We start from the raw sequence: 25,279 nt of genomic DNA, 5'->3' as shown, positions 1-25,279 counted from the left end.
TTACGCTTCCACCTTTTCTTCATTAAGCACTTCTACAAATTCACCCATTAGAGAAAAATTCCTTGTTTCCGTGACTTTTACTTTTACTATTTTACCAATGACATCGTCACTAGGTGCTGTGAAATTCACAAGTTTACTTTTATCTGTATAGCCTGCGTAAATATCGTCACGCTTCTTGCTTGTACCTTCACAAAGTACGTTCACATACTCGTCCTGGTATTTGCTCAGCGCGTCACGCGTGTAATGCGTCACCAGACGGTTCAGTCGCTGCAGACGGTCTTTTTTATCCTGATCACTTACATTGTCTTCCATTTTGGCTGCCGGCGTACCGTCTCTCGGCGAGTAGATGTACGTATAGGCATGCTCAAAACCGACTTCCTGATAAAGTGACATCGTATCAAGGAACTGTTCTTCGGTCTCATTCGGATACCCGACGATAATATCAGTCGTGAGCGCTACATCAGGCATTTTCGCTCTGATTTTACCGACAAGTTCGAGGTAGGCTTCTCTCGTATACTTTCTGCCCATGATTTTAAGCACATCGTCGTTACCGGACTGTACAGGCAGGTGGATATGCGGCATCAGGTTTTCACCCGTCGCAAGCACATCAATCAAGTTGTCCGTGAAATCCCATGGGTGGCTTGTTGTAAAGCGCACGCGTGGAATATTGGTCTTTGCCACATCGCTCATAAGGTCGCCAAGATCATAGCTGTAGTCCAGATTCAGGTCTTTACCGTATGAGTTGACATTCTGGCCGAGCAGCGTAATTTCCTGGTAGCCTCTTGCAGCGAGATCCCTGACTTCTTCAAGAATGTCTTCAGGCATTCTTGAGCGCTCTTTACCGCGTGTGAAAGGTACGATGCAGTATGTACAGAACTTATCGCATCCATACATGATGTTGACCCATGCCTTCGTGCCGCCTTCACGGACTTTGGGCAGGTTTTCAATAACGTCGCCTTCTTTGGACCAGACTTCTATCACTTTCTCTTTGGACATGTATGCTTCATCCAGTATATTCGGCAGACGGTGAATGTTATGAGTACCAAAAATGATATCAACGTTCTGATATGATTTAAGGATTTTATTCACGACCGACTCTTCCTGAGCCATGCACCCGCAGACTCCGATCAGTACTTCGGGATTATTCTGCTTCACATGTTTCAAGTTACCGATTTCACTGAACACTTTGTTCTCCGCATTCTCACGGATTGCACACGTGTTCAGCAAGATGACATCTGCATCATCCGTCGTATCGGTATGCTCGTACCCGAGTGCCGTAAATATGCCGGCGATGACTTCCGTGTCATGCACATTCATCTGGCAGCCGTAGGTCCTGATGAAAAATTTGCGCCCTTTGCCGAGGCCCATGAAGCGTTCATCAATTTCAAAATCTTTATGATACTCAACTTCCGTCTTTCCGCGCCTTCTTGCATCTCTTAGATTCGGAGGCTGATAGACATGTTGAAAATATTGACTGTAGTCTTTTTCTTCTGTTTTCTGCTTGACTTTTGAAGCATCCAATCTCTGTTCTTCATTCATCTTAAAACCCCATTTACTCCATTGAAATATCTTTATATAGTATATCGGTTTTCATCAGTAATTTAAAGTACATTTGATTGATTACCTCGCATCGGTGACATTAATCAGATTAAATGCCGTTCCGAGGAAGAGAGAAGCAGAAGCGATTACAATGATCATCAGTACAAATAAAACATCATATTTCGAGAATGCAGTCTGATAATAGTAAGTTCTCGGTCCGTCATCGAACTGTTTCGCCTCCATCGCAACACCGAGACGGTATGCACGTCTGATGCTTTGTGACAATAAAGTGATCACCGTCGTGATGAACCCTTTAATACCTGAAATATGCTTTTTATGAATGAGCGGTTTTCTTACCTTTCTTGCCTGTCTCAGCATCATATACTCACCTGCAATAATCGGCACCATGCGGATTGCCGCCATGAACGAGTACGCAAATTTCGGCTTTAATTTAAGCTGGATCATCAGACTGTAAAATACATCCGTCAGCTTTGTAGTGAAAATGACGAGCGCACCGAAAAATGACAGCGTCAAACCGCGCATCATGATGTGGATCCCCCTGATCAGACTCTCTTCGGTTATATGAATGAGCCCAAGGCGGAATAAAGTCGTCGACCCGGCGCCGTAAAATATCATGTACATCGCTGAAAATAGACCAAACACGAAAAACAATACCAGCACCACAGCCAGATACCGGAGTCGTATGCCCGATAAAATGATCATGGTGATCAGCATGATGAATGATAGATAAAACAGTTGATTCGGATTGTGCATCAATACGACCAACAGAAATAACAGTATGCCTATAAAAATTTTAGTGAGTGGATTCGTCCTGTCAACGAATGTATGATAATTTTTTATCTGTTCAAGCATGACCGTCACCCCGGACTTCCGTAATCCCTTTATTCTCAAGTATCAGTCTTCTCGTCGGATATCTTTCTGTAATGCCGCGGTCATGAGTGATCATGATGACAGTGACGCCTTCCTCGACGCGTTCATGGAACATCTTGAGCAGTTCGTATGAAAGCTTCTGATCAAGACCGAATGTCGGCTCATCAAAAATCATGACTTCCGGCACACCGCCGGTTGCTGTCGCTACAGAAAGGCGGCGCTTCTGCCCCGTAGAAATTTCAAGCGGATGCAGATGACCCACATGATCCAGACCGATTCTGCCGAGCAGCGCCTCACATTTTTCATGCGCTGCATCCTGTGGATAATGCATCTCCAGGTTGATGAACACTTCGTCGTAAACTTTGTTCGTAATGAACTGCAGTTCCGGGTTTTGAAATACAGGGTAGACGGTGCCCGCAATATCTTTTGTCTTCCTGACTTTTTTGCCATTCACATGGATGATGCCGTCCGTTTTGACCAGCTTCATCAGCGCCAGCATCAGACTCGTTTTTCCGGTGCCGTTTTCTCCTTCAATTGTCAGCCATTCACCTTTTTTGATTATTAAATTGTCAATGTTCAAAAGTGTCTCTCTGCCTCTTTCGAGCGTCATGTCATTTATTTCTATGAGCGTTTCATCTTCTGGCTCAACTTTAGTGAAAACCGGCGCATAGTCCCATGAATATGGGTGCCATACACCGTATTCGTTCAGCAGTTCAATGTAGTTATCCATAATGCTGTGGGGGCTGTCGTCCATGATAAGTTCGCCTTCTGCATTCATTAAGACGACGCGGTCGACCTTATCCCATATCTCGTTCACGCGGTGTTCCACAATGACTACGGTCTTGTCCTCCCAGATATTTTCAAGTGTCTGCCACAGGCCGCCGACCGATGCTTCGTCCAGCATGCTTGTCGGTTCATCAAGCAATAAAGTTCCACTGCCCTGAAGCAGTGCCGAAGCGATCGCGAGACGCTGTTTCATCCCTCCTGATAAATTATTGATGGGCATCTTCAAGTCTGTTTTCAAGCCTACTTTAAAAAGAGCATCCTGTATCATCCGGTCCATTTCCCTACGCGGTACATTTCTGTTTTCCAAAATGAACGCGAGCTCTTCAACGACAGTCGGCATCGTGAACTGTGAATCCGGGTCCTGGAACACGTAGGCAGCTTCTGTATCGACATCCAGGACATCCGCTTTAAAAGGGATATCCATACTTCTCGGTATATTACCGCCGAGAATATTGAGAAGTGTACTTTTCCCCGAACCTGAAGGGCCGAGCATCAGCACCTTCTCGCCCGTCTTTATATTTATATTTAAATTGCTGAACTGTCTTTTATCCGTTTCAGGAAACTTCAGTCTGAGGTTCTTTATTTCAATAGCCAAATCTTCTACAATCCTTCATCATGATTTAATTTGCGGCTGCCGACGAATTTCAATACGCCGGTCTCACGGAGCGCCTGATAGATCAAGTGCGCGAGCACACCTGCAATCAATGCACCGCTGATGATTCTGAACGAAAACATCAACACAATATTCCATGTGGCCACTTCGGCCAGATAACCGTAGAACCAGTCGATCGGCAGTGTGATCAGTGCTGCTGCGATACCTGCGTAAACTGCCGTCATCATCCTGGTGCTTTCATATTTAAAGAGAGCAAAGATGATTTCACATGCGAGCCCCTGAAGCAGAGCATAAACGATTAAGAATACGTCAAACTGCAAAGTGACGATTGTTTCCCCCGCCCCTGCCGCAAACTCAGCAAGCAGTGCAACACCCGGCTTCCTCAATATTAAATAAGCGACGACAGCTGCGATGAACCACATGCCGTAAGCCAGTTCATTCAAGTGCAGTCCGAGCGGCTGGAGAACCGTGTAGATTGCTCCCCACAGCGAATAGATCACTGCAAATACAAAACCGATTACAACTGTTATCAGTACATCTGTCAACGTCAGACCTTTTCTTTCTGCCATAACAAAACCCCTAAAAATATATTTCCAAATAAAAAACACACCGCAAACGTACGGTGTGCATATATTGAAATATGCCACTTTCCTACGCTAGCATAATCTAGATCAGGTATTAAGGGTGAATCTCAGCCCGCACGGGGCACCCCTAGTGGATGTGTTTATTATTCAGTTAACTAGTATGATAGTACACTTGATGCTGTTTGTGAAGTCATTTGGCATTTATCATTTCATAGTAGCGTCCCTCTTTAGCGAGCAGCTCCGCTTCCGACCCGGATTCCAGCATCCGGCCGTCTTCCAGCACAAATATTCTGTCCACCGCTTTGATCGTATTCAGACGGTGTGCAATGATGATGCTCGTTCTTCCTTTCATCAGATGTTCAAGCGCTTCCTGGATTTTAAGCTCGGTCACCGTATCAATGCTTGATGTCGCTTCATCCAGAAGTAGAATCGCTGGATCTGTGATCAGTGCACGGGCGATCGAAATCAGCTGCTTCTGCCCCTGTGAAATAAACCCTTCATCCAGTTCGAGCACCGTGTCATAACCATCTTCGAGCTGAACGATGAAATCATGTGCATTCGCAAGCTTCGCCGCTTCAACCACTTCTTCGTCCGTGGCATCCAGTTTTCCGTATCTGATATTTTCTCTGATGGTCGATTCGAACAAGTACGGGTCCTGCAGGACAAATGCTGTCTGTGAACGTACATTATGGCGTTTGTATTCAGTCAGATTCGTTCCGTCGATCAGCACTTCACCGCCGTCCACTTCATAGAAACGGGCGAGAAGCTGCATGACAGTCGTCTTACCTGCACCCGTCGCACCGATCAGTGCGACGGACTCACCTGCATCGATCGAGAATGTCAGATCTTGTATCGTCGGTTCAAACTGTTCTTTATCATAAGAGAAATAGACATTTTTAAAATCGATTTTGCCTTGTATTGTCTTATCTTCAATCGTTCCATCGTCAGATTCCTCTTTTGTATCGATGATCTGGAACACACGCTCGGCTCCCGCAATCGCAGACAGCACCTGGTTGAACTGGTTCGAAAGGTCTGCAAGCGGACGGGTGAACTGTCTCGCAAACTCTGCGAAGATGACGATGGTTCCGATTGTAACAAGGCCGTCTGTATATAGCGCCATCAGGCCGCCGGCACCGGCGACGATCGCAAAGCTGATGTTGTTCAGCATATTCATTATCTTAGGGATGAAACCGGCATAAAGCAGCGCCCAGAAAGTGACATGCTTCAGTTTTGATGCCCGTTCATCGAAAGCCGCTATCGTCCTTTCCTCCTGTGAAAAAACTTTGACGATTTCCTGTCCGGAGACTATCTCTTCGATATATCCGTTCAGTTCCCCGGTTCTCCGCTGTCTCTGCTTATAAAGGGGACCGGTCCTTTTTGTTACGAATGCCACACCGAAAATGAGCACCGGGACGATGGTCATCGTGAGCAGCGTCAGAAGCGGGCTTAAATATAACATTACAGAAACTGTACCGATCAGCGTCACTATGCTTGTTGTGAACTGGATGAACGATGAGTTCATCGTCTGAGACAATGTTTCAATATCATTCGTCATCCGGCTCATCAGTTCACCGTGCTGTCTCTTATCAAAAAATCTGACCGACAGTTCCTGCATATGTGAAAATAAACGGACCCGCAAATTGTAGATCGTCCTCTGTGCCAGTCCCACCATTAAGAAGGAGGCAAGGTACTGGGTCCCCGATGACAGCAGATAGATGAAGAATATGAAGACCAGCACCCCGATCAGTCCGTCGAACTCCTGGACGACGAGATAATTGTCGACAGTCTGTCCGACAAGGAACGGTCCCGCTATTGTCAACAGACTCGTTATCATCACCACGAAGATGATGAAGTACAATAATCTCCGCTCATTCCTCATGAACTGCCATAGGCGGACCAGCGTCCCCCAGAAATCATTGGCCCGCTGATCCTCTTTTTTCTTCTTACCTTTAAGATCTTCCTTGGTTAAGATCGGTTCATAGCCGAACGGTCTTTTTATTTTATCAATCATCGATATGCCCCCCCTCATTTTGGGATGCGTTGATACGTCGGTACAGCTCTGATCTTTCCAGCAGTTCCGTGTGGGTGCCGGTTGCACTGATCCTGCCGTCATCAAGGAGGATGACTCTGTCTGCAGTCTGTGCCGTGACAATCTTCTGTGTAATGACGATACGGGTCGCCTTCTCTTCATTCAGAGCGTCCCACAGCGCCGATTCAGTTTTAATATCGAGCGCAGAAGTGCTGTCATCCAATATCAGTATCGAAGGACGTCGGACGAGCGCCCGCGCAATTGACAACCGCTGTTTCTGGCCGCCTGAAAGTGTCACACCGCGCTGGCCGACAATCGTTTTATATTGATGATCGAAGTCTTCGATATTTTCATGAATCTGTGCTTTTTCAGTCGATGCGACAATATCCGTATGCAGCGCTTCATCGTCCCCCCATAACAGGTTTTCATAGATCGAGCCCGAAAACAGGATTGCCGACTGGGGTACGTAGCCGATCGTCTGTCTGAGATCTTCTTCATTCCAGTCCTGGACGTCTATGTCATTGACGTAAACATTTCCTTCGATTACATCATACATCCTTGGAATCAAACTGATTAAAGTACTTTTGCCTGAGCCTGTCCCTCCCATGATTACAAGATTTTCATTTTCAGCCACTTCAAAAGTGATATCTTTCAATACATATCTTGTGGAACCCGGATATTTGAAAGACACATTGCTGAAGCGTACAGAACCCGCTTTCGCCTCTTTGTAGATTGCCTCATGATTATTCTCTGTAACCGGTGAATCAAGCACCGCATTCATACGCTCGCTGCTCGCCTTCGAACGGGAGTAGGCAATGATGATGAATGCAAACATCGAGAATCCACCCTGCATTCTGAGGCCGTAGTTGATTACGGCAACCACTTCACCAATCTGAACATTGCCCGTTGACAGCAGGTCTGATGATGCCCATATGACAATCAGGAGACTCGTGTTCATTATGAGAAGCAGTACGGGTAAAATCGACTCCATCAGCCTCAGGCCGCTGACAGTATCATTTTTAAGCTTGCCGGCCACACCGAAAAATTTATCGTTTTCAAATGACGCACGGTCGTTCGCCTTGATCAGGCGCACCGCCTCCAAATTCTGCTGGATGAATCTGTTCAGCTTATCCAGACGCTTTTGGACACGTAAAAATATTTTTGCCCCGTGTTTTGCCGCTATGTATAAAAATATCAGAAGGAAAGGCGTCAGCAGGGATAGATAAAAACCGAGCGTCGGATTTACCACGAACGACATGACCAGCGATCCGACGACAAGGAGCGGTGCCCTGAGTACAATACGCAGAGACATATATAACAGCATCTCAGTCATCAGGACGTCCTGCGTCAGTCGCGTAATCAGACTCGAAGTCGGAAACTTGGACAGCGTAGTCAAAGTGAAGTTCTGAATCCTTTTAAAAATCGCCATTCTGAGATCATAACTGAAATTCGTAGCAACGAAACTCGCAAAATACGAGTTGATGATTCCTGCGATGAATGACAGTAAGCTGAGTGACAGCATGACGCCCAAATATAACCAGACGACATCGATTTCCTGCATGACAATTCCGTCATCAATTACCTTTGATATGAAAAATGGCTGCAGCAGCTCTACTGTGAGCTCTGTCAACATACATAACAGAGCTATCGCCATAAACCATTTATATTTAAAAGACTTCTTAAAAATCTTGAACAATTGCTACACCACATTTCTTTCGAGTACCGAAGTATTGGTTATATTATGACACAATTTCGTGATGATTAGTAGTCCGATTTTTCAAAAAAATAAAACCGGCTGCTGATGAACAGCCGGCCTAACCGGTAATTGTCACATTCATATTGGAAAGCACCTCGATCGTCATATCATGGAGTTTATCACTCGTACTGGCAACCAGCCTTTTATTTAACATGATTTCGGCCTGGGGGAAGATATTTTGAATCACCATTATATTCGCAAGGATGCATATGTTCGTCTCGGCCCCGACAAACTCGATTGGACGATTGTTTTCAACATCATACCTGTACTTTTCAAGAAGGCTTTTTGCCTCATCCGGCGGAATGCCGTAAAATGTTTTTGTATATTCATCTCCGTGACTTTCAAGAAGCTCTCTAAACTGTGGATAGATGGCTTCATCAAAATGGATGCTCTCTTCCGAGCGGTTTTCGTACTCGAATTCAGGATACAGATTTCTCGTATATATGATCGGCTCATCTTCCTCTATGGCCTTTTTAATTCTGGCCTCGATACCGTCATTTATCTTGTTTGTCCATTTGGCATAACCTGAACCTCTGCCGTCAAAAATATCATTTTGCAGATCAATAGCTACAAGCATCGGTAGACCCCCTATTAATTTAGTCTATTATGTACTGATTTTACTATTTTATGCGGGCGTGGTCATTTATTTGAGCTTGGCTGGTTGTGGAGAAAGCGACGTAAACCAGTTATTTTCGATGGTTCGCTTGTTTCGGAGTGCGAGAATCCGAGCATAGCCATGATTTTCAGCGGCTCGCTCGTTTTGGACGACAGGAATACGAGCACAGCCATGAATTTCAGCGGCTCGCTCGTTTTGGACGACAAGAATACGAGCATAGCCAGGAATTTCAGCGGCTCGCTCGTTCTGGACGACAGGAATACGAGCATAGCCAGGAATTTCAGCGGCTCGCTCGTTTTGGACGACAGGAATCCGAGCACAGCCAGGATTTACGATAGCTTGCTCATACTTAAAGACTTAAAAACATACGTTTTCAAGGTAATTGTCCTTTCATGGGTCAGAGCTCCAACATTTTATTCTTCATATGCTTTCTTATGTAGAAATCACTGATTTGTCCTCCTGAAAATTTCTGGACTGATACTGGGTTCAGTGACCAACACCGGTTCAATATTTTCATTTCTTCAATTACTCGGCGGGCTGCTTCAAGTATATGTACCGTCTCACTACATACACCACATTTAAACCAGTACCGGTTCAATCGCACCAACCGTTCGCCGCATCCTACACAGAACACACCCTTTTCCAGACTCTGAAAATCCACAACCGCATCGCCCTGGTATTTCAAGTCGAATAAACGCCGGGACTCAAGATTATCCACGAGCTTGCTGTGATCATAATGATTGTTGACCATGGCTTTGGACAATTTCTTCTTCAAATTACTTCTGACTATGATTTCATTTCTTGCAGGCAGATTAAAGATCGTCTGGTTTTCATTAATAAAAACCACTAAATTGAACATCCTGATCCTATGCCCGAAACTGCCAAGCAGCCTGCCCAGCATATCCCGCTGTTTCACCACTTGTATCAATGGATCCGAGAACTCATTGCCATTTTCAAAATACCACTTGGCATCCACATAATTAAGGTCGAAACTGTAGTTCTTGATTTCAAATGTATATAAAAAGTCCTTAGCCAAAATCAAATTATCAATCTGTACGTGTGCCGCGTCCTCCTTCGACCGGGTCAAAAGCTGCTGGTCGATATCTTCCGGGTAAAAGTTATAATCTTTCAGATGAACGATGTTGGACTCGCGTATAAAACCTTCGATCAGTTCATCAAAAATCAACTCACCTTTATAACCTGCTTCAAGTTTCTGCAGTTCCTCTTTTTCATAAGATGACAGTTTATACCGACAGTTCAAAATCTCCAGCTGTTGATGCCGCCTTGTTTTTTCTCTCAAATCACATGCCTCCGGTCTTTATTTTCAGCATAAACCGGTTTTGAATTGTTGTCATATCGCAGCAATTCAAATTTTGTATGGAATCATCCACTAAAATATAAAATCTGATTTAAAACTGAACAGTAATCCAGTTTCCGCCCGCAGAATTACAAAATCTGTAATTGAATCAAAAAATGCCCGTGACTTGAGTAACAAGTCCCGGGCATCTCGCCATATTACTATTTAAATTCTGCCATCATATCTTCGAAAGTATCTCTCTCAAGTCTCATTTCACGTGAGATGAGCGGCTGTTCATCATATCCTTCAATATGCTCTTCATAAGAAGGTGCATCCGGATTATGATAGATGATGCCTTTTAACAGTCCATCATTTTCCATGATCGAGTTCATCGCGCCTGTCGCATTATGAACATCATATCCCTCAAGCTCGGCGATCGGAATCAGATTCTCTTTGAACCAGTCATAAGTATTCACTTTGTTGTATGTCACACAGGGACTGAATACATTCACAAAGCTGAATCCTTTATGTGCAATCGCCTGCTGGATGATGGAAGTCAATTCCTTGATGTCCGAACTCACGCTTTGGGCAACGAACGTTGCACCGCTCGCAAGTGCAGTTTTGATCGGCTGGATCGGCTGTTCGATCGAGCCTTTCGGTGTTGACTTGGTCACGAAACCTTTAGAAGACGAGGGGCTCGTCTGACCTTTTGTCAAACCGTAAATCTGGTTGTCCATGACGATGTAAGTAATGTCGATATTACGTTTCAGGGCATGGACTGTATGTCCCATGCCTATCGCGAATCCATCTCCGTCACCGCCTGAAGCAATGACCGTGAGATCTTTATTCGCCATCTTGACACCTTGTGCCACCGGCAGACTGCGCCCGTGAGTCGCATGAAAACCGTATGATTTGATGTAGCCGCTCAATCGGCCGCTGCAACCGATTCCGGTGATGACTGCAAGCTCATCCGGTTCCAGTCCGTTGCCTGCACAGGCTTTTTGAATTGCAGCCTGTACACTGAAGTCGCCGCAGCCCGGACACCAGTTGGGTTTGATATTATTTCTGAAATCTTTAAAAGTAGCCATTTATAAAACTTCCTTTATTTTTAAAATCGAATTGATATACTTTTCAATCTCATTCGGCTTAAACGGCGTTCCATTATATTTTGTGAATGACTTCATTTTGCTGTGCATATGGTAGTTCATTTTCACAATATTAAATAACTGTGCACTGTAGTTCTGTTCAATGACAAGGATGTCTTTTGCACCTTCCAGGTACGGATACAAGGCTTCCGCCGGGAACGGATGCAGCTGTTTCAGCTGAACATGTGTAATGTCGCCCACGATTTCTTCGTCGAAACGACTGATCGCTTCTGCTGCGACACCGTTGACGCTCAGGAAACTGATGACAAGAAGATCGCTTTCTTTCCCGCCGTTCACTTTGAACGGCTCATCCATTACAAAGTGATTCAGTTTACGCATTCTTTTTTCCATCATGACCTGACGGTTGTCGGCTGTTTCGCTCGGCGTCCCGATCGGGCTGTGTTCCACACCGGTTACATGATGTATACCACCTTTCAAGCCGGGAATCGGACGTTCTGAAATACCGTCATCGCTGTCGCCGTATCTTTCGAAGTAATCCGTATCATCCTCTTCGCGTTCGATATCTTCAAGTATTGTCTTGCCGCGGTTGATTTCAACCCGGGAAAGATCAAACGGTTCGGATGTCTGTTTACCTAAAGACATCTGCAGATCCGACAGTAAGATGACAGGCACCTGATAATATTCAGCCAGGTTGAATGCATCGATTGTCGAATAAAAGGCATCTTCAACATCGGTCGGGGCAAGTACAATTTTAGGAATGTCGCCGTGAGTACCGTAAATCATCTGATTCAGGTCTGCCTGTTCCTGCTTGGTCGGCAGTCCCGTCGACGGGCCGCCTCTCATCGTGTTGACGATGACGAGCGGTGTTTCTGTCATCCCTGACAGACCGATTGATTCCATCATCAATGACAGCCCCGGCCCGGCAGATGCCGTAAAACTTCTTGCACCTGCATAGTTTGAACCGATTGCCATCGTCACTGCAGCGATTTCGTCTTCTGTCTGAATGACAGTTCCGCCGAGTTTAGGCAGATGCTTGATCATATATTCCATGATTTCACTTGCCGGTGTAATAGGATAGGCAGGCATAAAACGGACACCGGCATTGACCGCACCAAACCCTATCGCATCGTTTCCGATGAGATAAAGTTTCTCGGTACCGTCGGATCGACCGAGTTCAAAATCGCCGCTGATATCCAGTTCATTATACTGCTCATCCATCGCTTCAAATCCAAGACGGAGTGCATTGTGGTTGCTGTTTACAATCTCTTCACCTTTTCTTATGAACATCGTGTGGATCATATCTTTGAATGGTACCATCGGCAGGTTCATGAGTCTCGCACTTGCACCGATTGCGACCATGTTTTTCATCAACTGGCTGCCCTGCTCTTTAGCAATTTCAGTAAATGGGATCACTACTAGAGTGACATTCAATGATTCATCCACTGTCGGCTTAAATTTGGCATCGGCCAGAATAATGCCGCCTTCGAAAAGTTCATGGCTGTTCACATCTATCGTCTGCTGGTCAAATGCCACAAGAATATCTATATTATCATCAACTGAACGGACTTCATCCACTGAAATCCGTATATTGTTGTTTGTATGTCCACCTTTTATACGGCTGGAAAAATGACGGTAACTGTAAAGGTGATAACCCAGACGGTTAAGCGTGGTCGAGAATATCTCACCAGTCGACTCGATTCCTTCACCCTGCTGTCCGCCGACTTTCCAGGACAACTGTTCTTTCATAATAAATGCCTCCTTATTCAATTAAAACTATATCAGAAAAACAGTCTTTAAGCATGATGAGACTGCCGATTCAACTCAAAATCATACTTGAGTCCGAGCTTGTCACTCTGTTATTTTTATCTTTTCAATTTTTTTATAGTCTGTATCAATCAGAACCCCGGATAAGATGCCTTTACCTTCGTCAGGCACATCATGTTTTACAGGAAGCTGGTTTAAAAAGCGCTCGATGACTTCCTCTTTGCGGATGCCGAGAATGCCGTCTTTGTAACCTGTCATTCCTGTATCTGTAATATACGCAGTTTTTCCTGGGAGAATCTGTTCATCATTCGTCTGCACATGCGTATGTGTACCGACTACTGCAGTTGCCCTGCCGTCAAGATACCAACCCATCGCCAGACTCTCACTTGTCGTTTCGCTGTGAAAATCGACAAATGCATAGTCATGTTCATTCTCCTCAAGCACTTTATCCGCCGCTTTAAACGGACAGTCGATGGCCGGCATGAAACTTCTGCCCTGCAAATTGATGATCAGAAGCTTTTTATTATTGATGTTGATGGTCTTAAAGCCCCGGCCCGGTGCCGTTTCAGGATAATTCAAAGGTCTGATCATATTGACATTTCTGTCCAGAAGTTCATAAGCATCACTTTTGGCAAATGCATGATTCCCCAGTGTAATAAAGTCCGCGCCGTAACCCAGCAGTTCTTTATATATTTTTTCCGTGATCCCCTTCCCATGCGCAGCATTCTCACCGTTCACTATCGCAATCTGGGCGCCGTGCTCTCTTTTTAATTTTAATAAATGTTCTCTCACCATTCTTCTGCCGATTTTACCGACAACATCACCTATGAATAAGATCCGCATCAATTTCATCCTTACTGTGTTAATTTTTATTAAATTTTGTGTTTATTGTATAACTCGCTGGGTATGATTTAATATAAAAAATTTAGGAGTGAATAAATTGTCACTATCAATCGATCCGAAAGAATTTGCAAAATCCGTCCTGATGGCCAACCCTTCCGATTCGTTGTCAACCGTTGATGAAAAAGCGATGGAAGGATTGGAACTATACTTGACAGCATATCGTCTGGCTGAAAAATATGAAAGATTAGCAACCACTCATAATACTCAGGAGACCGCTGAAATCCTTCAGATGCTGAAAGCCGATGATTCCAAAATGTAATTATACATGAAAAAGCCCTGAACTTGTACATGTTCAGGACGATTTTAAAGACAAAACGGTTACAATTTTTATTATTTAATCTATTATACATCAACTTGCATGTAAAAGAAGACATTAAAAAACCCGAACTCATAAAGTTCGGGAATTTTTTATTTGGCATATTCCACTGCCCTCATCTCGCGGACAACTGTCACTTTAATGTGTCCTGGATACTGCAGTTCATCTTCCACTTGTTTCTTGATGTCTCTGGCCAATCTATGTGCATTCAGGTCATCAATGCTATCAGGTGCAACCATCACCCTGATTTCACGGCCTGCCTGTATTGCAAACGTTTTCTCAACGCCCGGATGGTTATCTGCAATTTCTTCCAAACGCTCTAAGCGTTTCACATAATTTTCCAGTGTTTCACGACGTGCACCTGGTCTTGCAGCACTTAAAGCGTCTGCTGCTGCAACCAGAATTGATATTACATTATTCGGCTCAACGTCACCGTGATGAGAATGAATCGCATTGATTACTGTTTCCGATTCTTTGTAGCGCTTCGCCAGCTCCACGCCAATTTCCACGTGACTGCCTTCAATTTCATGGTCGATGGCTTTGCCGATATCATGTAACAAGCCTGCACGGCGTGCGATCGCAACGTCTTCACCCAGTTCACTTGCCAGCATCCCTGCAAGGTATCCGACTTCAACCGAATGTTTCAATACATTCTGGCCGTAGCTCAGACGATACTTCATCTTTCCAAGATGTTTGACAAATTCAGGGTGCAGGTTATGGATATCGAGTTCAAATGCTGCAGCTTCACCTGCATCGCGAATATCCGATTCCATATTACGTTTTGCTTTATCCACCATTTCTTCAATTCTTCCAGGGTGGATGCGACCATCCTGTACCAGTGATTCCAATGCGTTTTTGGCAATTGCCCGACGTATTGGATCAAATCCTGATAAAATCACCGCTTCTGGTGTATCGTCAATGATCAAATCTACACCTGTAAGAGTTTCCAGTGTACGTATATTCCGTCCTTCACGACCTATTATACGTCCCTTCATTTCATCATTTGGTAAATTCACAACGGAGACGGTAGACTCGGAAGTATACTCGGCAGCGTATCTCTGTGCTGTCAATGCGAGCAGTTCCTTAGCATCTTTGTCTACATCCATTTTCATCTGGTTTTCTTTTTCTTTTACCATAACAGCCATATCATGTGACAGTTCTTTCTCTAGTTCAGAGAATAGTTCTTCGCGTGCTTCCACACGTGTTAAACCGGAGATGCGGGATAATTCTGTTTCTTGTTGATTGATTATTTCTTTAATCTTTCCATCCTCGGCATCAACCAATTGCTGTTTTTCTTCAATTTTCGCCTCTTTTGCATCCAATGCTTCGTCTTTCTTGTCCAAATTTTCACTTTTACGGTCAAGACTCTGTTCTCGTTGAAGCAGTCTGGATTCAAATGCCCTCAGTTCGTCACGTTGAGTATCAACTTCACGTTCCATGGCATCTTTGAGATTTTGGTTTTCTTCTTTTGCTTCCAACAGCTTTTCTTTCTTGATACTGTTCGCTTCTTTTTCAGCTTCACCAATAATATGGTCAGCTGAAGAGCGCGCTTCCTGCTGTTGCTTAGTCAAAATTGATTTTACTATAAAATATCCGATTACAACGCCTAGAATTATGCCGAGCAAGATTAAGAGAATGTCTATCAAATCCACAATAAACACCTCCTTAAAAGGCTCAAGCTAATATATATAATATAGTTATTAAAATATTATATATAACAATTCTAAATATAAACCTGAATAAAATCAAGCACCAGCTTCATATTTATATGAGCTGGTGCTGATATTCCATTATTTACTGATCTTCATCCTCGAAAAGCGAATTTTCATCCGCAGCAGAATCTTCAGGGACTTCTTCATTACCGCCTTCGCCAAAGCCGAGATGATCTCTCAATTTTCCCTGGATTTCTGCAAACAATTCAGGGTTTTGCTCAAGATGTTCTTTTACATTTTCCTTACCCTGGCCTAAACGTTCACCATTATATGAATACCATGCACCGCTCTTCTGGACGATTTCCGCTTCTGATGCAAGATCGACGACTTCACCGGTTTTGGAAATACCTTTACCGTACATCATATCAACTTCTGCAACTCTGAACGGCGGTGCCACTTTATTTTTAACAACCTTGATCTTCGTTCTGTTACCGACGATTTCCTGTCCAAGCTTCAGCTGTTCTGCACGGCGTACTTCGAGTCTGACAGAACTGTAGAACTTAAGGGCACGTCCACCCGGTGTCGTTTCCGGGTTGCCGAACATTACACCGATTTTCTCACGGATCTGGTTGATGAAAATTGCTGTTGTATTACTTTTTGCAATCGCTGAAGAGAGCTTGCGTAGCGCCTGTGACATCAGGCGTGCCTGCAGGCCGACGTGTGTATCGCCCATCTCACCTTCGATTTCAGCTTTCGGTGTGAGTGCCGCGACAGAGTCGACGACAACAATATCAACAGCACCGCTCCGGACGAATGCTTCAGCAATCTCAAGTCCCTGCTCACCGTGGTCCGGCTGTGATAAATATAAGTTTTCCGTATCTACACCCAGATTTTTTGCATATACAGGGTCCAGGGCATGTTCTGCATCTATGAATGCGGCGATGCCGCCATTTTTCTGCACTTCTGCGATCGCATGTAATGCGACTGTCGTTTTACCAGAGGATTCAGGACCGTAAATTTCGATGATTCTTCCTTTCGGATAACCACCTACACCCAGTGCTTTGTCCAATGTGATTGAACCGCTGGAAACTGTAGATACGTTTCTCCCGGTATCATCACCAAGTTTCATGACGGAACCTTTACCAAAAGATTTCTCCATATTTTTAATTACAGTATCTAATGCTTTTTGTCTTTCGTCCATGTTATCCCTCCAAATATTACTTCGAAAATATTATATCATGTAGAAAACAAAAAAGCGAACATATATTCGCTTTTGCTCTGCAGAAATTAAATTTTTGTGACGCTGAACAATGATTTGAACGCTTTTACATGTCTGAAATCGCATTTCTGCATGGGACTGCCTGCAGCAAAGATTTTATTCAGGCTTTGCCTTGAAGACTTCCCGTCCTTTGTAAAAATACTCGATACCGGACAGAACAGTAAAGAACACTGCGATATACATCAGCAGCATACCTAATGAAAATGGTAAGAACTGTGTGAATATATCTCCGAACAGTAAAAAGATCAGTGCGAGCATCTGGAATGTCGTCTTCACTTTTCCGAGATTCGATGCTGCGCTGACAAAGCCCTGCTCGATCTGCAGAAGCCTCAGTCCGGTGACTGCAAATTCCCTGGCTATGATGACGACTGCAATCCAGGAGGATATGGTATGCCATTCCACCAGAACAATCAGACCTGCAGTGACCAGTAATTTATCGGCCAGCGGGTCCAGGAATTTACCCATATTCGTAATCATGTTCCATTTACGTGCGAGATAGCCGTCAAGAAAATCTGTAAATGTTGCTACAACAAAAATAACCGCTGATATGAACTGTTCCACTCTGATAAGTTCCCCGCCGAGAAATTCCATATCGCCAAAACCGAAATCGGCCAGAGCGAATACCATCAGGACAGGTATCAGAACAACTCTGAAAACTGTGAGCTGATTTGGTATGTTCATACTATCACTCCCTTACAATGTTAAATTCATAATGCACTGTGATTGCATCTGTCGATTCACTGCTTGACACGGTTTCTCCGCCGACAGTCAGTTCCTGGGCCGGCGCGTTGCCAATGGTCAGATACAGTGCCTGGGCATCCTCGGCTATATCATATTCACCTTCGGAAAGTTCCTCGTACGCATAAGTGTTTCCTGCATCATCCGACAGGCTGACCCATGAATTTTCTCCTGCCAGAGTCACTTCCAGATTACCGCTCACTGTGACGTCATAATATAATGTATTATTGTCCATGCCGATATAGCTGATATCCGCTGCAGATTCTGATTCAGAGCCGCCCTCTTCTTCAGAAGTTTCCTCATCTTCTGCCTGGTCACCGGTCTCCTCTTCATTCTCGTCTGAAGATTCTTCTTCAGTATCGTAAGATTCGATATCGAATGCCGTTGATTCGTAGATCGGTGTCTGTTCGAACATATCCGTTTCAGAACCTATCTGCAGCAAAATCAGCCATAGTACAAATAAAATACCGATCATTGCAGCGAAACTGATCAATACTTTTCTTAAATATTTAAAGTCTTCATTCTCTGACTGCTGTCTTTTTTTTGATTGTCCATTCTCTTCAGGAAGATCGTCAGAGAACCTTGAAAACAAATGATCTGCATCAAGTCCTAAGACTTTAGCGTATTTTCCAATTAAAAAGTATACATGATTCTGTTCGGGTAATTTACTGAAATCATCCGCTTCGATAATTTTTATTATACTTTTCCTGATGCCTGATTTTTCCTGCATTTCTTTTAAGGTAACGCCGGCTTTTTCACGTTTATCTCTTAAATACGCTCCTAGTTTCATAATGCCTCCTAAAACCCACTGAAGAAGTCCATATCCTCATTCTCGAACCAATGTTTCTTCTTATGTTTTTCATATGTGATCTTCTGATTTTCATGCTCTCTCAGTTCAATGATGTAATCGAAGTCATCCATGGTATATTTCATATCCTCATTGAACAGATCCGGGTGTTCAACAACCTTCACTGCAGGGAAACTCATCAGTTCCCTGATGAGGTTCTTATGTTCTCTGTTGGTTGAGTTGGCAGTTACCGCCCCGTCGATGATATAGACGTTGCCATCGTTATACTCACCTTTCAGAAGACTTTTACGTTCTGTCTGCTTTATAAGGGTGCTCGATAAAAACAGCCATTTTTTCTTAGCAGTGACACTCGCGGCAACAATCGACTCCGTCTTGCCTACCCGCGGCATTCCGCGAATACCGATCAGGCGGTGTTTGTTCTCAAGGAATATTTCTCCAAGAAAATCAACAAGAATACCAATTTCATCGCGGGTGAATCTGTATGTTTTCTTATCTTCGTCCCTCTTTATGAACCGGCCGTGCCTGACTGCAAGACGGTCTCTGACCTGCGGCGTTCTGACTTTGATGATATTGATATCATCCACATACTGGCTGATATAGACGAAACGTCTGAGTTTATCGATATTATCTGTACGGACAATCAGCCCGCGTCGTGTTTTTTCTACACCGTTGATCGTGTTTATACTGATGCCGAGGTTACCGAGCAGAGAAGATATATCGCCCAGCAGACCTGCTCTGTTAACCACGTTCTCATACTCCAAATACTGTTCTATATTACGTTCTGGGTACTGCTCTAAATCAGTTTCATGATATATATCTTTTGATTCACTCATGTGTACCATCCTCCGTTTATATTCAGTATTTCACCATTGATGCTTTTCGAGCTGTCTTTCAATATGAAACAGACCGAACTGCTGACTTCAGAAGGTTCAATCAGTCTCTGCTGGGGAAGTTCACTCATAACCGCCTGCAGATCTTGTTCTTCGAGTGCATGCGTCATACTGCCTTCAACCACACCCGGAGCCACTGCATTTACAGTAATATCTGTCGCTGCTAGTTCTTTGGCAAGAGATTTCACCAGGGTGTTCTGAGCACCTTTCATCGTCGCATAGATGCTTTCAAAACTGGCGCCTGCTTCTCCCCATACAGAAGTAATTACTATTATTCTACCACTTTTGCTCATTTTTAGTTTTGGCAATATCACTTTTATAAAAATGATCAGTGAGCGGATTGAAATATTATACTGTTCATCCACGGATTTCAGACTCGTATCCTGGAACATCCCGAACAGTTCGGCCCCCGGTGACCATATCAGTCCGTCAATGACATCTAAGCGGCGTGTAATTGCGTGGACATCTTCTTCAGTGAGCGGTTGTGACAGATCAAGGTAATGATGTTCACTTTTATATTTCGGCGGCCGTATCTTCGATACTGATACAATGTTTTCACTTTGCAGGTCATTGTGGACTGCCTGTCCGATGTCTCCGGAAGCGCCGACGATGAGATACGTCTTATCAGCCATCAGCACTCACTTTTTCATCTTCCGGCTGCAGCACACACTCGACCATATATTCAGGATCCAAAGCATGGAATATATATTTCTTAATATCCAGGACAGTGATCTTCTCAATGATTTCAGGCAGCTTATATAGATCATAGCCGTCCAGATGATATTTTGTATATTGATTTGCGATATACTCAGGTGAGTTCAGGCTGGATAAATAATCTCCGAGCACTTCGCGCTTCTGATTGTTCAGTTTCTCTTCTTCGAAAATATCTTTATTTTTAATATCCTCTATGATCTGCAGAATGGTCTGTGTAAACTTTTCCGGATCATCGGTCTGAGTCGTCATGAGTATATGGGCGAAATCCTTCTCCTCATTGTGTGCGAAGTTGAATGAATCATCTATGATGCCTTCTTCCAGCATCTGATAGTAGTATTCGGACTGTTCACCGAAAACCATGTCCAGGCCGAACATCATCGCGAGATCCCGTGTCAGACGTTCCGAATCGGAATCGATTTTTTCATTTTTAAAACCGAGCATCACTTTTGTTTCGGCAACATCGAGATACAGGTTGTGCTTTTGTTTCACTACGTCACGCTTCTCATCAGGCAGGATTCTTTCAACATCCAGCGGTTTTATTTCTCCACGGGCGTTCTGATGTTCCTTGACAAATGTCATCGTTTCTTCCACATCGAAATCACCGACCATGATGAGCACCATGTTGGATGGATGGTAAAATGTCTCATGGCACAAGTATAAGTGATCTTTAGTAATCTCGCTGATTGAAGGCAGCGTTCCTGCAATGTCTATCTTTACAGGCAGCTCGTGATACATCTGGCCGATTGTATCGAAGTACAGTCTGTAGCCGGGATTGTCCTGATACATCTTGATTTCTTCATTGATGATGCCGATTTCCCTTGCCACCGTTTTTTCTGTAAAGTACGGCTTTTCGACCATCTCCATCAGCAGGATCAGGTTTTTATAGAAATCTTCCGTCGTGCTGAATAGATAGGATGTTCTGTCATACGAGGTGAATGCATTGGCGTTTGCGCCGCCTTTGGCAAACAGATCAAAGACATCGCCGTGTTCTTTTTCAAACATCTTATGCTCCAGAAAATGTGCGATGCCGTCGGGTACTTCATACTCTTTGTCATCGACTTTGAAATGGTTGTCGATTGAACCGTATTTTGACGTATAGGTCACAAATTTTTTGTTATATCCTGATTTTTGAATAATGAACACTTGAAGACCGTTATCCAAAGTCTCCTGATAAACATTTTCATCAATCTCTTTATATTCTATGTGTCTCATTCAATCACTTCCCTGTTAATGTATATACCGTATCCAGATAAATTTGATTGGCAACTTTAACGATCAGCTCATGATCGACTTCATTCAATGATTTTTCCCAGTCACCCTCGGTACTGTCGTTCAAGTACTGATTGTAGACAAGTGCAATCAGACCTTTTGGCTTATCGACAATTTCATTTCTGTTCACCTGCATCAGATGTTTCGTTTCAGACAGGAATTCCTCTGTGAAGTCTCCGTCCTTGATTCTCTCGAGCTCATGCAGCACTGCATTCTTCGCCTTTTCGGCCTGGTCGGGGGAAATGCCCGCCAGGACAAAGAGGAAACCATTTTTTATATCTGTCTGCGAATGAATCTGATAGGCCAGACTTTCTTTTTCACGGATATTTTTAAATAAATAACTCGTCGCACCGCCACCGAACATCTGATTGGCAACATTCAGGGCCATTCTTTCTTCTGAAGATTTCAAGTCCGCCCTGAAACCGATATTGAGCTTCGCCTGTTCGAGGCTTTCCTTGTCCGTCTGTTCTTTAGCTGTCACTTCTTTGAAATCATAGCCCTCATATGGCAGGCGGATCGTTTCATCACGGATGATAAGACCTTCAAGGCTGTCATCCGCCACTTCATCCAGGTGTCCTGCAATAAGAATGACCACTTCGTCATTTTTCATCATTTCCTGATGTTCATCTTTAATATCTTCCAATGTGATATTCTCGATATCTTCAAGGACACCATGGGATAAATATTTATACGGCTCATCTTCGAACATGATATTCAATAGATTTTCAAAGCTCTTTTGGCCTTTGTTATCTTTAAGACCTTTCAACCGGTTGATGTATAGACGTTTTTCCCGTTCGAAAAATTGAATGTCTTTCTCACCATAATCAAATGGTGTCTTCAGTACATCTTTCAATACTTCAGACATTTTCCGAAGAAGGTTCAAGTCTTCTTTGACGAACCTGGAATTGATGAACTCCAGATTGAAGGACACCAGATGATCCCGCCCTTTTTTAGTTACGCCTGAAGTGAGGTGTGCACCGTAATGATGCGCCAAATATTTTAAGAAGTCACTTTCAGTTTCAAATGACCCGGTTTTCTTAACCATCATACGGCTGAGCAGATATCTTTTGGACACCCGCTCCCTTTCAAGTCCGCTTCTGAACTGTACTTTCAAATTGATCGTCTTGAATTTTTCCGTATGAATAAAGACCGTTGGGATATTGTCTATCGTTTTTAATTGCACATTATACATAATTAACTCCTTACTCATCGTTTTCGACTAATACGTTTCTCGGCTTGCTGCCGCTGGCGGGACCGATGATGCCGTTTGCTTCCAGATCATCCACCAGCCGTGCGGCACGGTTATAGCCGATACGGAACTGTCTCTGCAGAAGAGATGCGCTCGCACGCTGCTCTTCAATCACAAACCATTTGGCATCCGGATACAATTCATCTTCAGATTCAACTTCTTCTGTTTGGGGTTCTTTATTCATGATAGATTTCTCATAGTTCGCCTTCATCTGGCTGGTGATGAAGTCAACCACATCCTGAACCTCGTTATCTGAAAGGAAGGCACCCTGCACGCGGAGCGGCTTGGATCTTCCTGAAGGGAGGAACAGCATATCTCCTCTTCCAAGTAGTTTTTCGGCGCCTTGTGAGTCGATGATTGTTCTTGAGTCGATCTGTGAACTCACACTGAATGCAATCCTTGAAGGTATGTTCGCCTTGATGATTCCCGTGATGACATTCACCGATGGTCTTTGGGTCGCGATGATCAGATGGATCCCTGCTGCTCTTGCCATCTGTGCAATCCTTGTAATGCTCGCTTCAACATCTTTAGAAGCCACCATCATCAAGTCTGCCAGCTCATCGATGATGACGACGATATAAGGCAGTTTCTGGACTTTTTCCGGATTGTCGCTTTCACGTTCCAGATACTGGTTATAAGCTTCAATGTTTCTAGTATGTGAATGTGAGAACAGATCATAGCGCCGTTCCATTTCTGAAACGATCCTGTTCAGGGCGTCACTCGCCTTTTGAGGATTCGTCACAACCGGTGACAACAGATGCGGAATGCCGTTATAGACATTCAGTTCAACCATCTTGGGATCGATCATCATCAGTTTGACCTCATGCGGCTTCGCATTCATCAACAGACTCACTATGATGCCGTTGATACAGACTGACTTACCACTGCCGGTAGCCCCTGCAACAAGCAGGTGGGGCATCTTGTTCAGTTCAGCTAAGATAGGCGCACCAGATATATCTTTACCGAGCACCACTTCAAGCGGATTCTCCGATGATTTCCGCTTCAGTACTTCCCTGACGGTGACCATGCTGACTACCGAGTTCGGCACTTCTATGCCGACTGCAGATTTACCCGGTATCGGTGCCTCAATACGTATGTCCTTCGCTGCAAGACTCAGGGCAATATCATTCTGGAGGTTGATGATCTTACTTACCTTCACCCCTATGTCCGGCTGCACTTCAAACTGTGTAACAGCAGGACCGATCCTGATTTTGGAAACTTTCGCATTGACACCGAAGTTAAGCAGTGTTTCTTCCAAAATTTTACCCTGTTTTAAAACTTCTTTATTATCCATTTTCTCTGAAACTTCCACATCATCCAAAATGTTGATTGAAGGCAGTTCATATTGTTTCAACTGCTTCAGTTCATCATCATCGAATTCATCCACTTCATTTTCGCCTGAAGTCTCTGCCGGGGCGACAGTGTCGGTGAAGTCCTCGCTCTCATATTCAATTTGCTGAGGTTCTTCTTCCGCTTCGGCTATTTCAAGTGCGCTTTCTCTCTCAGGTTCACGCCCTGCAGCTTCGTCTGCAGGCTCTTTTTCTTCCTGAATATTTTCCTCACGGTCAAGACTGCCGGCCAGCTCTTCAAGCGCTTTCTCATTTGCTTCTTCATCTTCGCGTTCATAGCTGTACATATCTTCTATGATCGTCTCATCATGAGAGAAGTCGTCCAATTGTTTCGGTTCAGCATATGCAACTTCGTCTGCATCTGATTTTTTATTGGCGGCAACCGCTTTTTCCTTTTTAGCAGGCTTTTTTGTACTGCTGCTTTCAACGGACGCTTTCTTCCTGTTATCAAGAAGGCTTGCGATGCCGTTTTCAATGCCTTTATAAATCCATACGAACATGCGCACGACTGCAAGGCCTATGGCTCTCACGACTTCAACGACCTTATTGGTATGCGCAGTCAGTGAATCCGCAATATTTCTATGAGTGATCATTAAAATGCTGAAATAGATGAATATCATGCTGAGAAGCAGCGTACCGATCAGTGATATGCCTGTGGAAGAAAATGCAAAGAGCAATTGGCCAAACACACCGCCGCCGAAAAATTCCGAACTGCCCGGTTCACGGATGATTGTAAAAATCTCATTGAAAGTGAAGTAGTTTTCTGTTCTCGGCTGATTTGACAAATACAAAATGGAATGCAGTAAAAACAGCAGCCCGAACTGAAACAGCAAATAACCGGACATGCGTTTAGTAAGCGGTATCTTTAGTTCCCTGATGATGTAGATACCGGCTAAAATCGCAATGATATATGTAAAATAACGACTCGTTCCTAAAATATATGCAACACCAGCATCTAAAAAAGCACCAACTGCACCGAGTCGTAAAATTGCAATGATTATTATCACAATGAACGCAAAAGTTAACAGTGAGTAATAAGTTTTATTATTTTGTTTTTGTTTTTTTCTGCTGGCTGTACTTTTTTTACGCTTTGAAGTCATAAAAACTCCTCTTTCGATTGATAATGAGACT

At 43.9% G+C, this 25,279-nt stretch carries 21 protein-coding genes and 1 riboswitch; of the genes, 1 reads left to right on the top strand and 20 read right to left on the bottom strand.

Annotated features, from left to right (window positions below; translation table 11 throughout):
• From miaB to ACY8DT_RS11930, 11 genes are all read right to left on the bottom strand, one after another.
• A complete protein-coding gene (gene miaB / locus ACY8DT_RS11980) occupies window positions 1-1,539 on the bottom strand; it encodes a tRNA (N6-isopentenyl adenosine(37)-C2)-methylthiotransferase MiaB (protein ID WP_462420542.1) in 1,539 nt (512 codons plus the stop codon).
• Between the two features lie 81 nt (window positions 1,540-1,620).
• Window positions 1,621-2,412 carry an energy-coupling factor transporter transmembrane component T family protein gene (locus ACY8DT_RS11975; RefSeq protein WP_462420541.1) on the bottom strand — a complete coding sequence of 264 codons (792 nt, stop codon included), beginning with the start codon at window positions 2,410-2,412 and terminating at the stop codon, window positions 1,621-1,623.
• Window positions 2,405-3,811 carry an ABC transporter ATP-binding protein gene (locus ACY8DT_RS11970; RefSeq protein WP_462420540.1) on the bottom strand — a complete coding sequence of 469 codons (1,407 nt, stop codon included), beginning with the start codon at window positions 3,809-3,811 and terminating at the stop codon, window positions 2,405-2,407. The genes ACY8DT_RS11975 and ACY8DT_RS11970 overlap by 8 nt, the downstream gene beginning before the upstream one ends.
• Window positions 3,812-3,816: 5 nt before the next feature.
• Window positions 3,817-4,398 (bottom strand): ECF transporter S component, encoded by a 582-nt coding sequence (locus tag ACY8DT_RS11965; protein WP_462420539.1) that lies wholly within the window; start codon window positions 4,396-4,398, stop codon window positions 3,817-3,819.
• A gap of 62 nt (window positions 4,399-4,460) precedes the next feature.
• A riboswitch (TPP riboswitch) is annotated at window positions 4,461-4,552 on the bottom strand.
• A 51-nt stretch (window positions 4,553-4,603) separates the two neighbouring features.
• Window positions 4,604-6,424, bottom strand: coding sequence for an ABC transporter ATP-binding protein (locus tag ACY8DT_RS11960; RefSeq protein ID WP_462420538.1), 1,821 nt, complete (start codon window positions 6,422-6,424; stop codon window positions 4,604-4,606).
• Window positions 6,417-8,138, bottom strand: a complete 1,722-nt coding sequence (locus ACY8DT_RS11955) for an ABC transporter ATP-binding protein (protein WP_462420537.1) — start codon at window positions 8,136-8,138, stop codon at window positions 6,417-6,419. The genes ACY8DT_RS11960 and ACY8DT_RS11955 overlap by 8 nt, the downstream gene beginning before the upstream one ends.
• Window positions 8,139-8,256: 118 nt before the next feature.
• Window positions 8,257-8,775, bottom strand: a complete 519-nt coding sequence (locus ACY8DT_RS11950) for a cysteine hydrolase family protein (RefSeq protein ID WP_462420536.1) — start codon at window positions 8,773-8,775, stop codon at window positions 8,257-8,259.
• 436 nt (window positions 8,776-9,211) lie between these two features.
• On the bottom strand, window positions 9,212-10,114 hold the full coding sequence (locus ACY8DT_RS11945; protein WP_462420535.1) for an NERD domain-containing protein: 903 nt from the start codon (window positions 10,112-10,114) through the stop codon (window positions 9,212-9,214).
• Between the two features lie 218 nt (window positions 10,115-10,332).
• Window positions 10,333-11,199 (bottom strand): 2-oxoacid:ferredoxin oxidoreductase subunit beta, encoded by an 867-nt coding sequence (locus ACY8DT_RS11940; protein ID WP_462420534.1) that lies wholly within the window; start codon window positions 11,197-11,199, stop codon window positions 10,333-10,335.
• On the bottom strand, window positions 11,200-12,963 hold the full coding sequence (locus tag ACY8DT_RS11935; protein ID WP_462420533.1) for a 2-oxoacid:acceptor oxidoreductase subunit alpha: 1,764 nt from the start codon (window positions 12,961-12,963) through the stop codon (window positions 11,200-11,202).
• 102 nt (window positions 12,964-13,065) lie between these two features.
• Window positions 13,066-13,824 carry a TIGR00282 family metallophosphoesterase gene (locus ACY8DT_RS11930; RefSeq protein ID WP_462420532.1) on the bottom strand — a complete coding sequence of 253 codons (759 nt, stop codon included), beginning with the start codon at window positions 13,822-13,824 and terminating at the stop codon, window positions 13,066-13,068.
• A 97-nt stretch (window positions 13,825-13,921) separates the two neighbouring features.
• Here ACY8DT_RS11930 and ACY8DT_RS11925 point away from each other — a divergent pair, with 97 nt between their 5' ends.
• Window positions 13,922-14,143, top strand: a complete 222-nt coding sequence (locus ACY8DT_RS11925) for a hypothetical protein (RefSeq protein WP_462420531.1) — start codon at window positions 13,922-13,924, stop codon at window positions 14,141-14,143.
• Between the two features lie 149 nt (window positions 14,144-14,292).
• Here the strand turns inward: ACY8DT_RS11925 and rny are convergent, their stop codons facing one another.
• The 9 genes from rny to ACY8DT_RS11880 form a co-directional block, all read right to left on the bottom strand.
• Window positions 14,293-15,852, bottom strand: coding sequence for a ribonuclease Y (rny, locus tag ACY8DT_RS11920; RefSeq protein ID WP_462420530.1), 1,560 nt, complete (start codon window positions 15,850-15,852; stop codon window positions 14,293-14,295).
• Window positions 15,853-15,994: 142 nt separating this feature from the next.
• Window positions 15,995-17,053, bottom strand: a complete 1,059-nt coding sequence (recA, locus tag ACY8DT_RS11915; RefSeq protein WP_462420529.1) for a recombinase RecA — start codon at window positions 17,051-17,053, stop codon at window positions 15,995-15,997.
• Window positions 17,054-17,227: 174 nt separating this feature from the next.
• Complete coding sequence (pgsA, locus tag ACY8DT_RS11910; RefSeq protein WP_462420528.1) at window positions 17,228-17,812, bottom strand: CDP-diacylglycerol--glycerol-3-phosphate 3-phosphatidyltransferase; 585 nt, start codon at window positions 17,810-17,812, stop codon at window positions 17,228-17,230.
• 4 nt (window positions 17,813-17,816) lie between these two features.
• Entirely contained in the window at window positions 17,817-18,659 is an 843-nt protein-coding gene (locus ACY8DT_RS11905) for a helix-turn-helix domain-containing protein (RefSeq protein WP_462420527.1), read from the bottom strand.
• An 8-nt stretch (window positions 18,660-18,667) separates the two neighbouring features.
• Window positions 18,668-19,510 (bottom strand): DUF3388 domain-containing protein, encoded by an 843-nt coding sequence (locus ACY8DT_RS11900; protein WP_462420526.1) that lies wholly within the window; start codon window positions 19,508-19,510, stop codon window positions 18,668-18,670.
• Window positions 19,507-20,199 carry an SDR family NAD(P)-dependent oxidoreductase gene (locus ACY8DT_RS11895; protein ID WP_462420525.1) on the bottom strand — a complete coding sequence of 231 codons (693 nt, stop codon included), beginning with the start codon at window positions 20,197-20,199 and terminating at the stop codon, window positions 19,507-19,509. Before ACY8DT_RS11895 ends, ACY8DT_RS11900 begins: the two co-directional genes overlap by 4 nt.
• The gene (gene yfmH, locus ACY8DT_RS11890; RefSeq protein ID WP_462420524.1) at window positions 20,192-21,493 is read right to left on the bottom strand and encodes an EF-P 5-aminopentanol modification-associated protein YfmH; all 1,302 of its coding nucleotides are present in this window, start codon (window positions 21,491-21,493) and stop codon (window positions 20,192-20,194) included. The genes ACY8DT_RS11895 and yfmH overlap by 8 nt, the downstream gene beginning before the upstream one ends.
• A 4-nt stretch (window positions 21,494-21,497) precedes the next feature.
• Window positions 21,498-22,742, bottom strand: a complete 1,245-nt coding sequence (gene yfmF, locus ACY8DT_RS11885) for an EF-P 5-aminopentanol modification-associated protein YfmF (RefSeq protein WP_462420523.1) — start codon at window positions 22,740-22,742, stop codon at window positions 21,498-21,500.
• Window positions 22,743-22,752: 10 nt separating this feature from the next.
• Window positions 22,753-25,248, bottom strand: coding sequence for a DNA translocase FtsK (locus ACY8DT_RS11880; RefSeq protein WP_462420522.1), 2,496 nt, complete (start codon window positions 25,246-25,248; stop codon window positions 22,753-22,755).
• Window positions 25,249-25,279: the final 31 nt, after the last annotated feature.

The organism is Salinicoccus sp. Marseille-QA3875, from assembly GCF_054950095.1.
The sequence above is the reverse complement of the archived record's forward strand: the minus strand, read 5'-3'. Positions and strand labels throughout refer to the sequence as shown.

Coding starts and splice junctions, on each gene's coding strand:
- miaB (WP_462420542.1), bottom strand. CDS start 1,539: ATGAATGAAGAACAGAGATTGGATGCTTCAAAAGTCAAGCAGAAAACA.
- ACY8DT_RS11975 (WP_462420541.1), bottom strand. CDS start 2,412: ATGCTTGAACAGATAAAAAATTATCATACATTCGTTGACAGGACGAAT.
- ACY8DT_RS11965 (WP_462420539.1), bottom strand. CDS start 4,398: ATGGCAGAAAGAAAAGGTCTGACGTTGACAGATGTACTGATAACAGTT.
- ACY8DT_RS11960 (WP_462420538.1), bottom strand. CDS start 6,424: ATGATTGATAAAATAAAAAGACCGTTCGGCTATGAACCGATCTTAACC.
- ACY8DT_RS11950 (WP_462420536.1), bottom strand. CDS start 8,775: ATGCTTGTAGCTATTGATCTGCAAAATGATATTTTTGACGGCAGAGGT.
- ACY8DT_RS11940 (WP_462420534.1), bottom strand. CDS start 11,199: ATGGCTACTTTTAAAGATTTCAGAAATAATATCAAACCCAACTGGTGT.
- ACY8DT_RS11935 (WP_462420533.1), bottom strand. CDS start 12,963: ATGAAAGAACAGTTGTCCTGGAAAGTCGGCGGACAGCAGGGTGAAGGA.
- ACY8DT_RS11930 (WP_462420532.1), bottom strand. CDS start 13,824: ATGCGGATCTTATTCATAGGTGATGTTGTCGGTAAAATCGGCAGAAGA.
- recA (WP_462420529.1), bottom strand. CDS start 17,053: ATGGACGAAAGACAAAAAGCATTAGATACTGTAATTAAAAATATGGAG.
- pgsA (WP_462420528.1), bottom strand. CDS start 17,812: ATGAACATACCAAATCAGCTCACAGTTTTCAGAGTTGTTCTGATACCT.
- ACY8DT_RS11905 (WP_462420527.1), bottom strand. CDS start 18,659: ATGAAACTAGGAGCGTATTTAAGAGATAAACGTGAAAAAGCCGGCGTT.
- ACY8DT_RS11900 (WP_462420526.1), bottom strand. CDS start 19,510: ATGAGTGAATCAAAAGATATATATCATGAAACTGATTTAGAGCAGTAC.
- ACY8DT_RS11895 (WP_462420525.1), bottom strand. CDS start 20,199: ATGGCTGATAAGACGTATCTCATCGTCGGCGCTTCCGGAGACATCGGA.
- yfmH (WP_462420524.1), bottom strand. CDS start 21,493: ATGAGACACATAGAATATAAAGAGATTGATGAAAATGTTTATCAGGAG.
- yfmF (WP_462420523.1), bottom strand. CDS start 22,742: ATGTATAATGTGCAATTAAAAACGATAGACAATATCCCAACGGTCTTT.
- ACY8DT_RS11880 (WP_462420522.1), bottom strand. CDS start 25,248: ATGACTTCAAAGCGTAAAAAAAGTACAGCCAGCAGAAAAAAACAAAAA.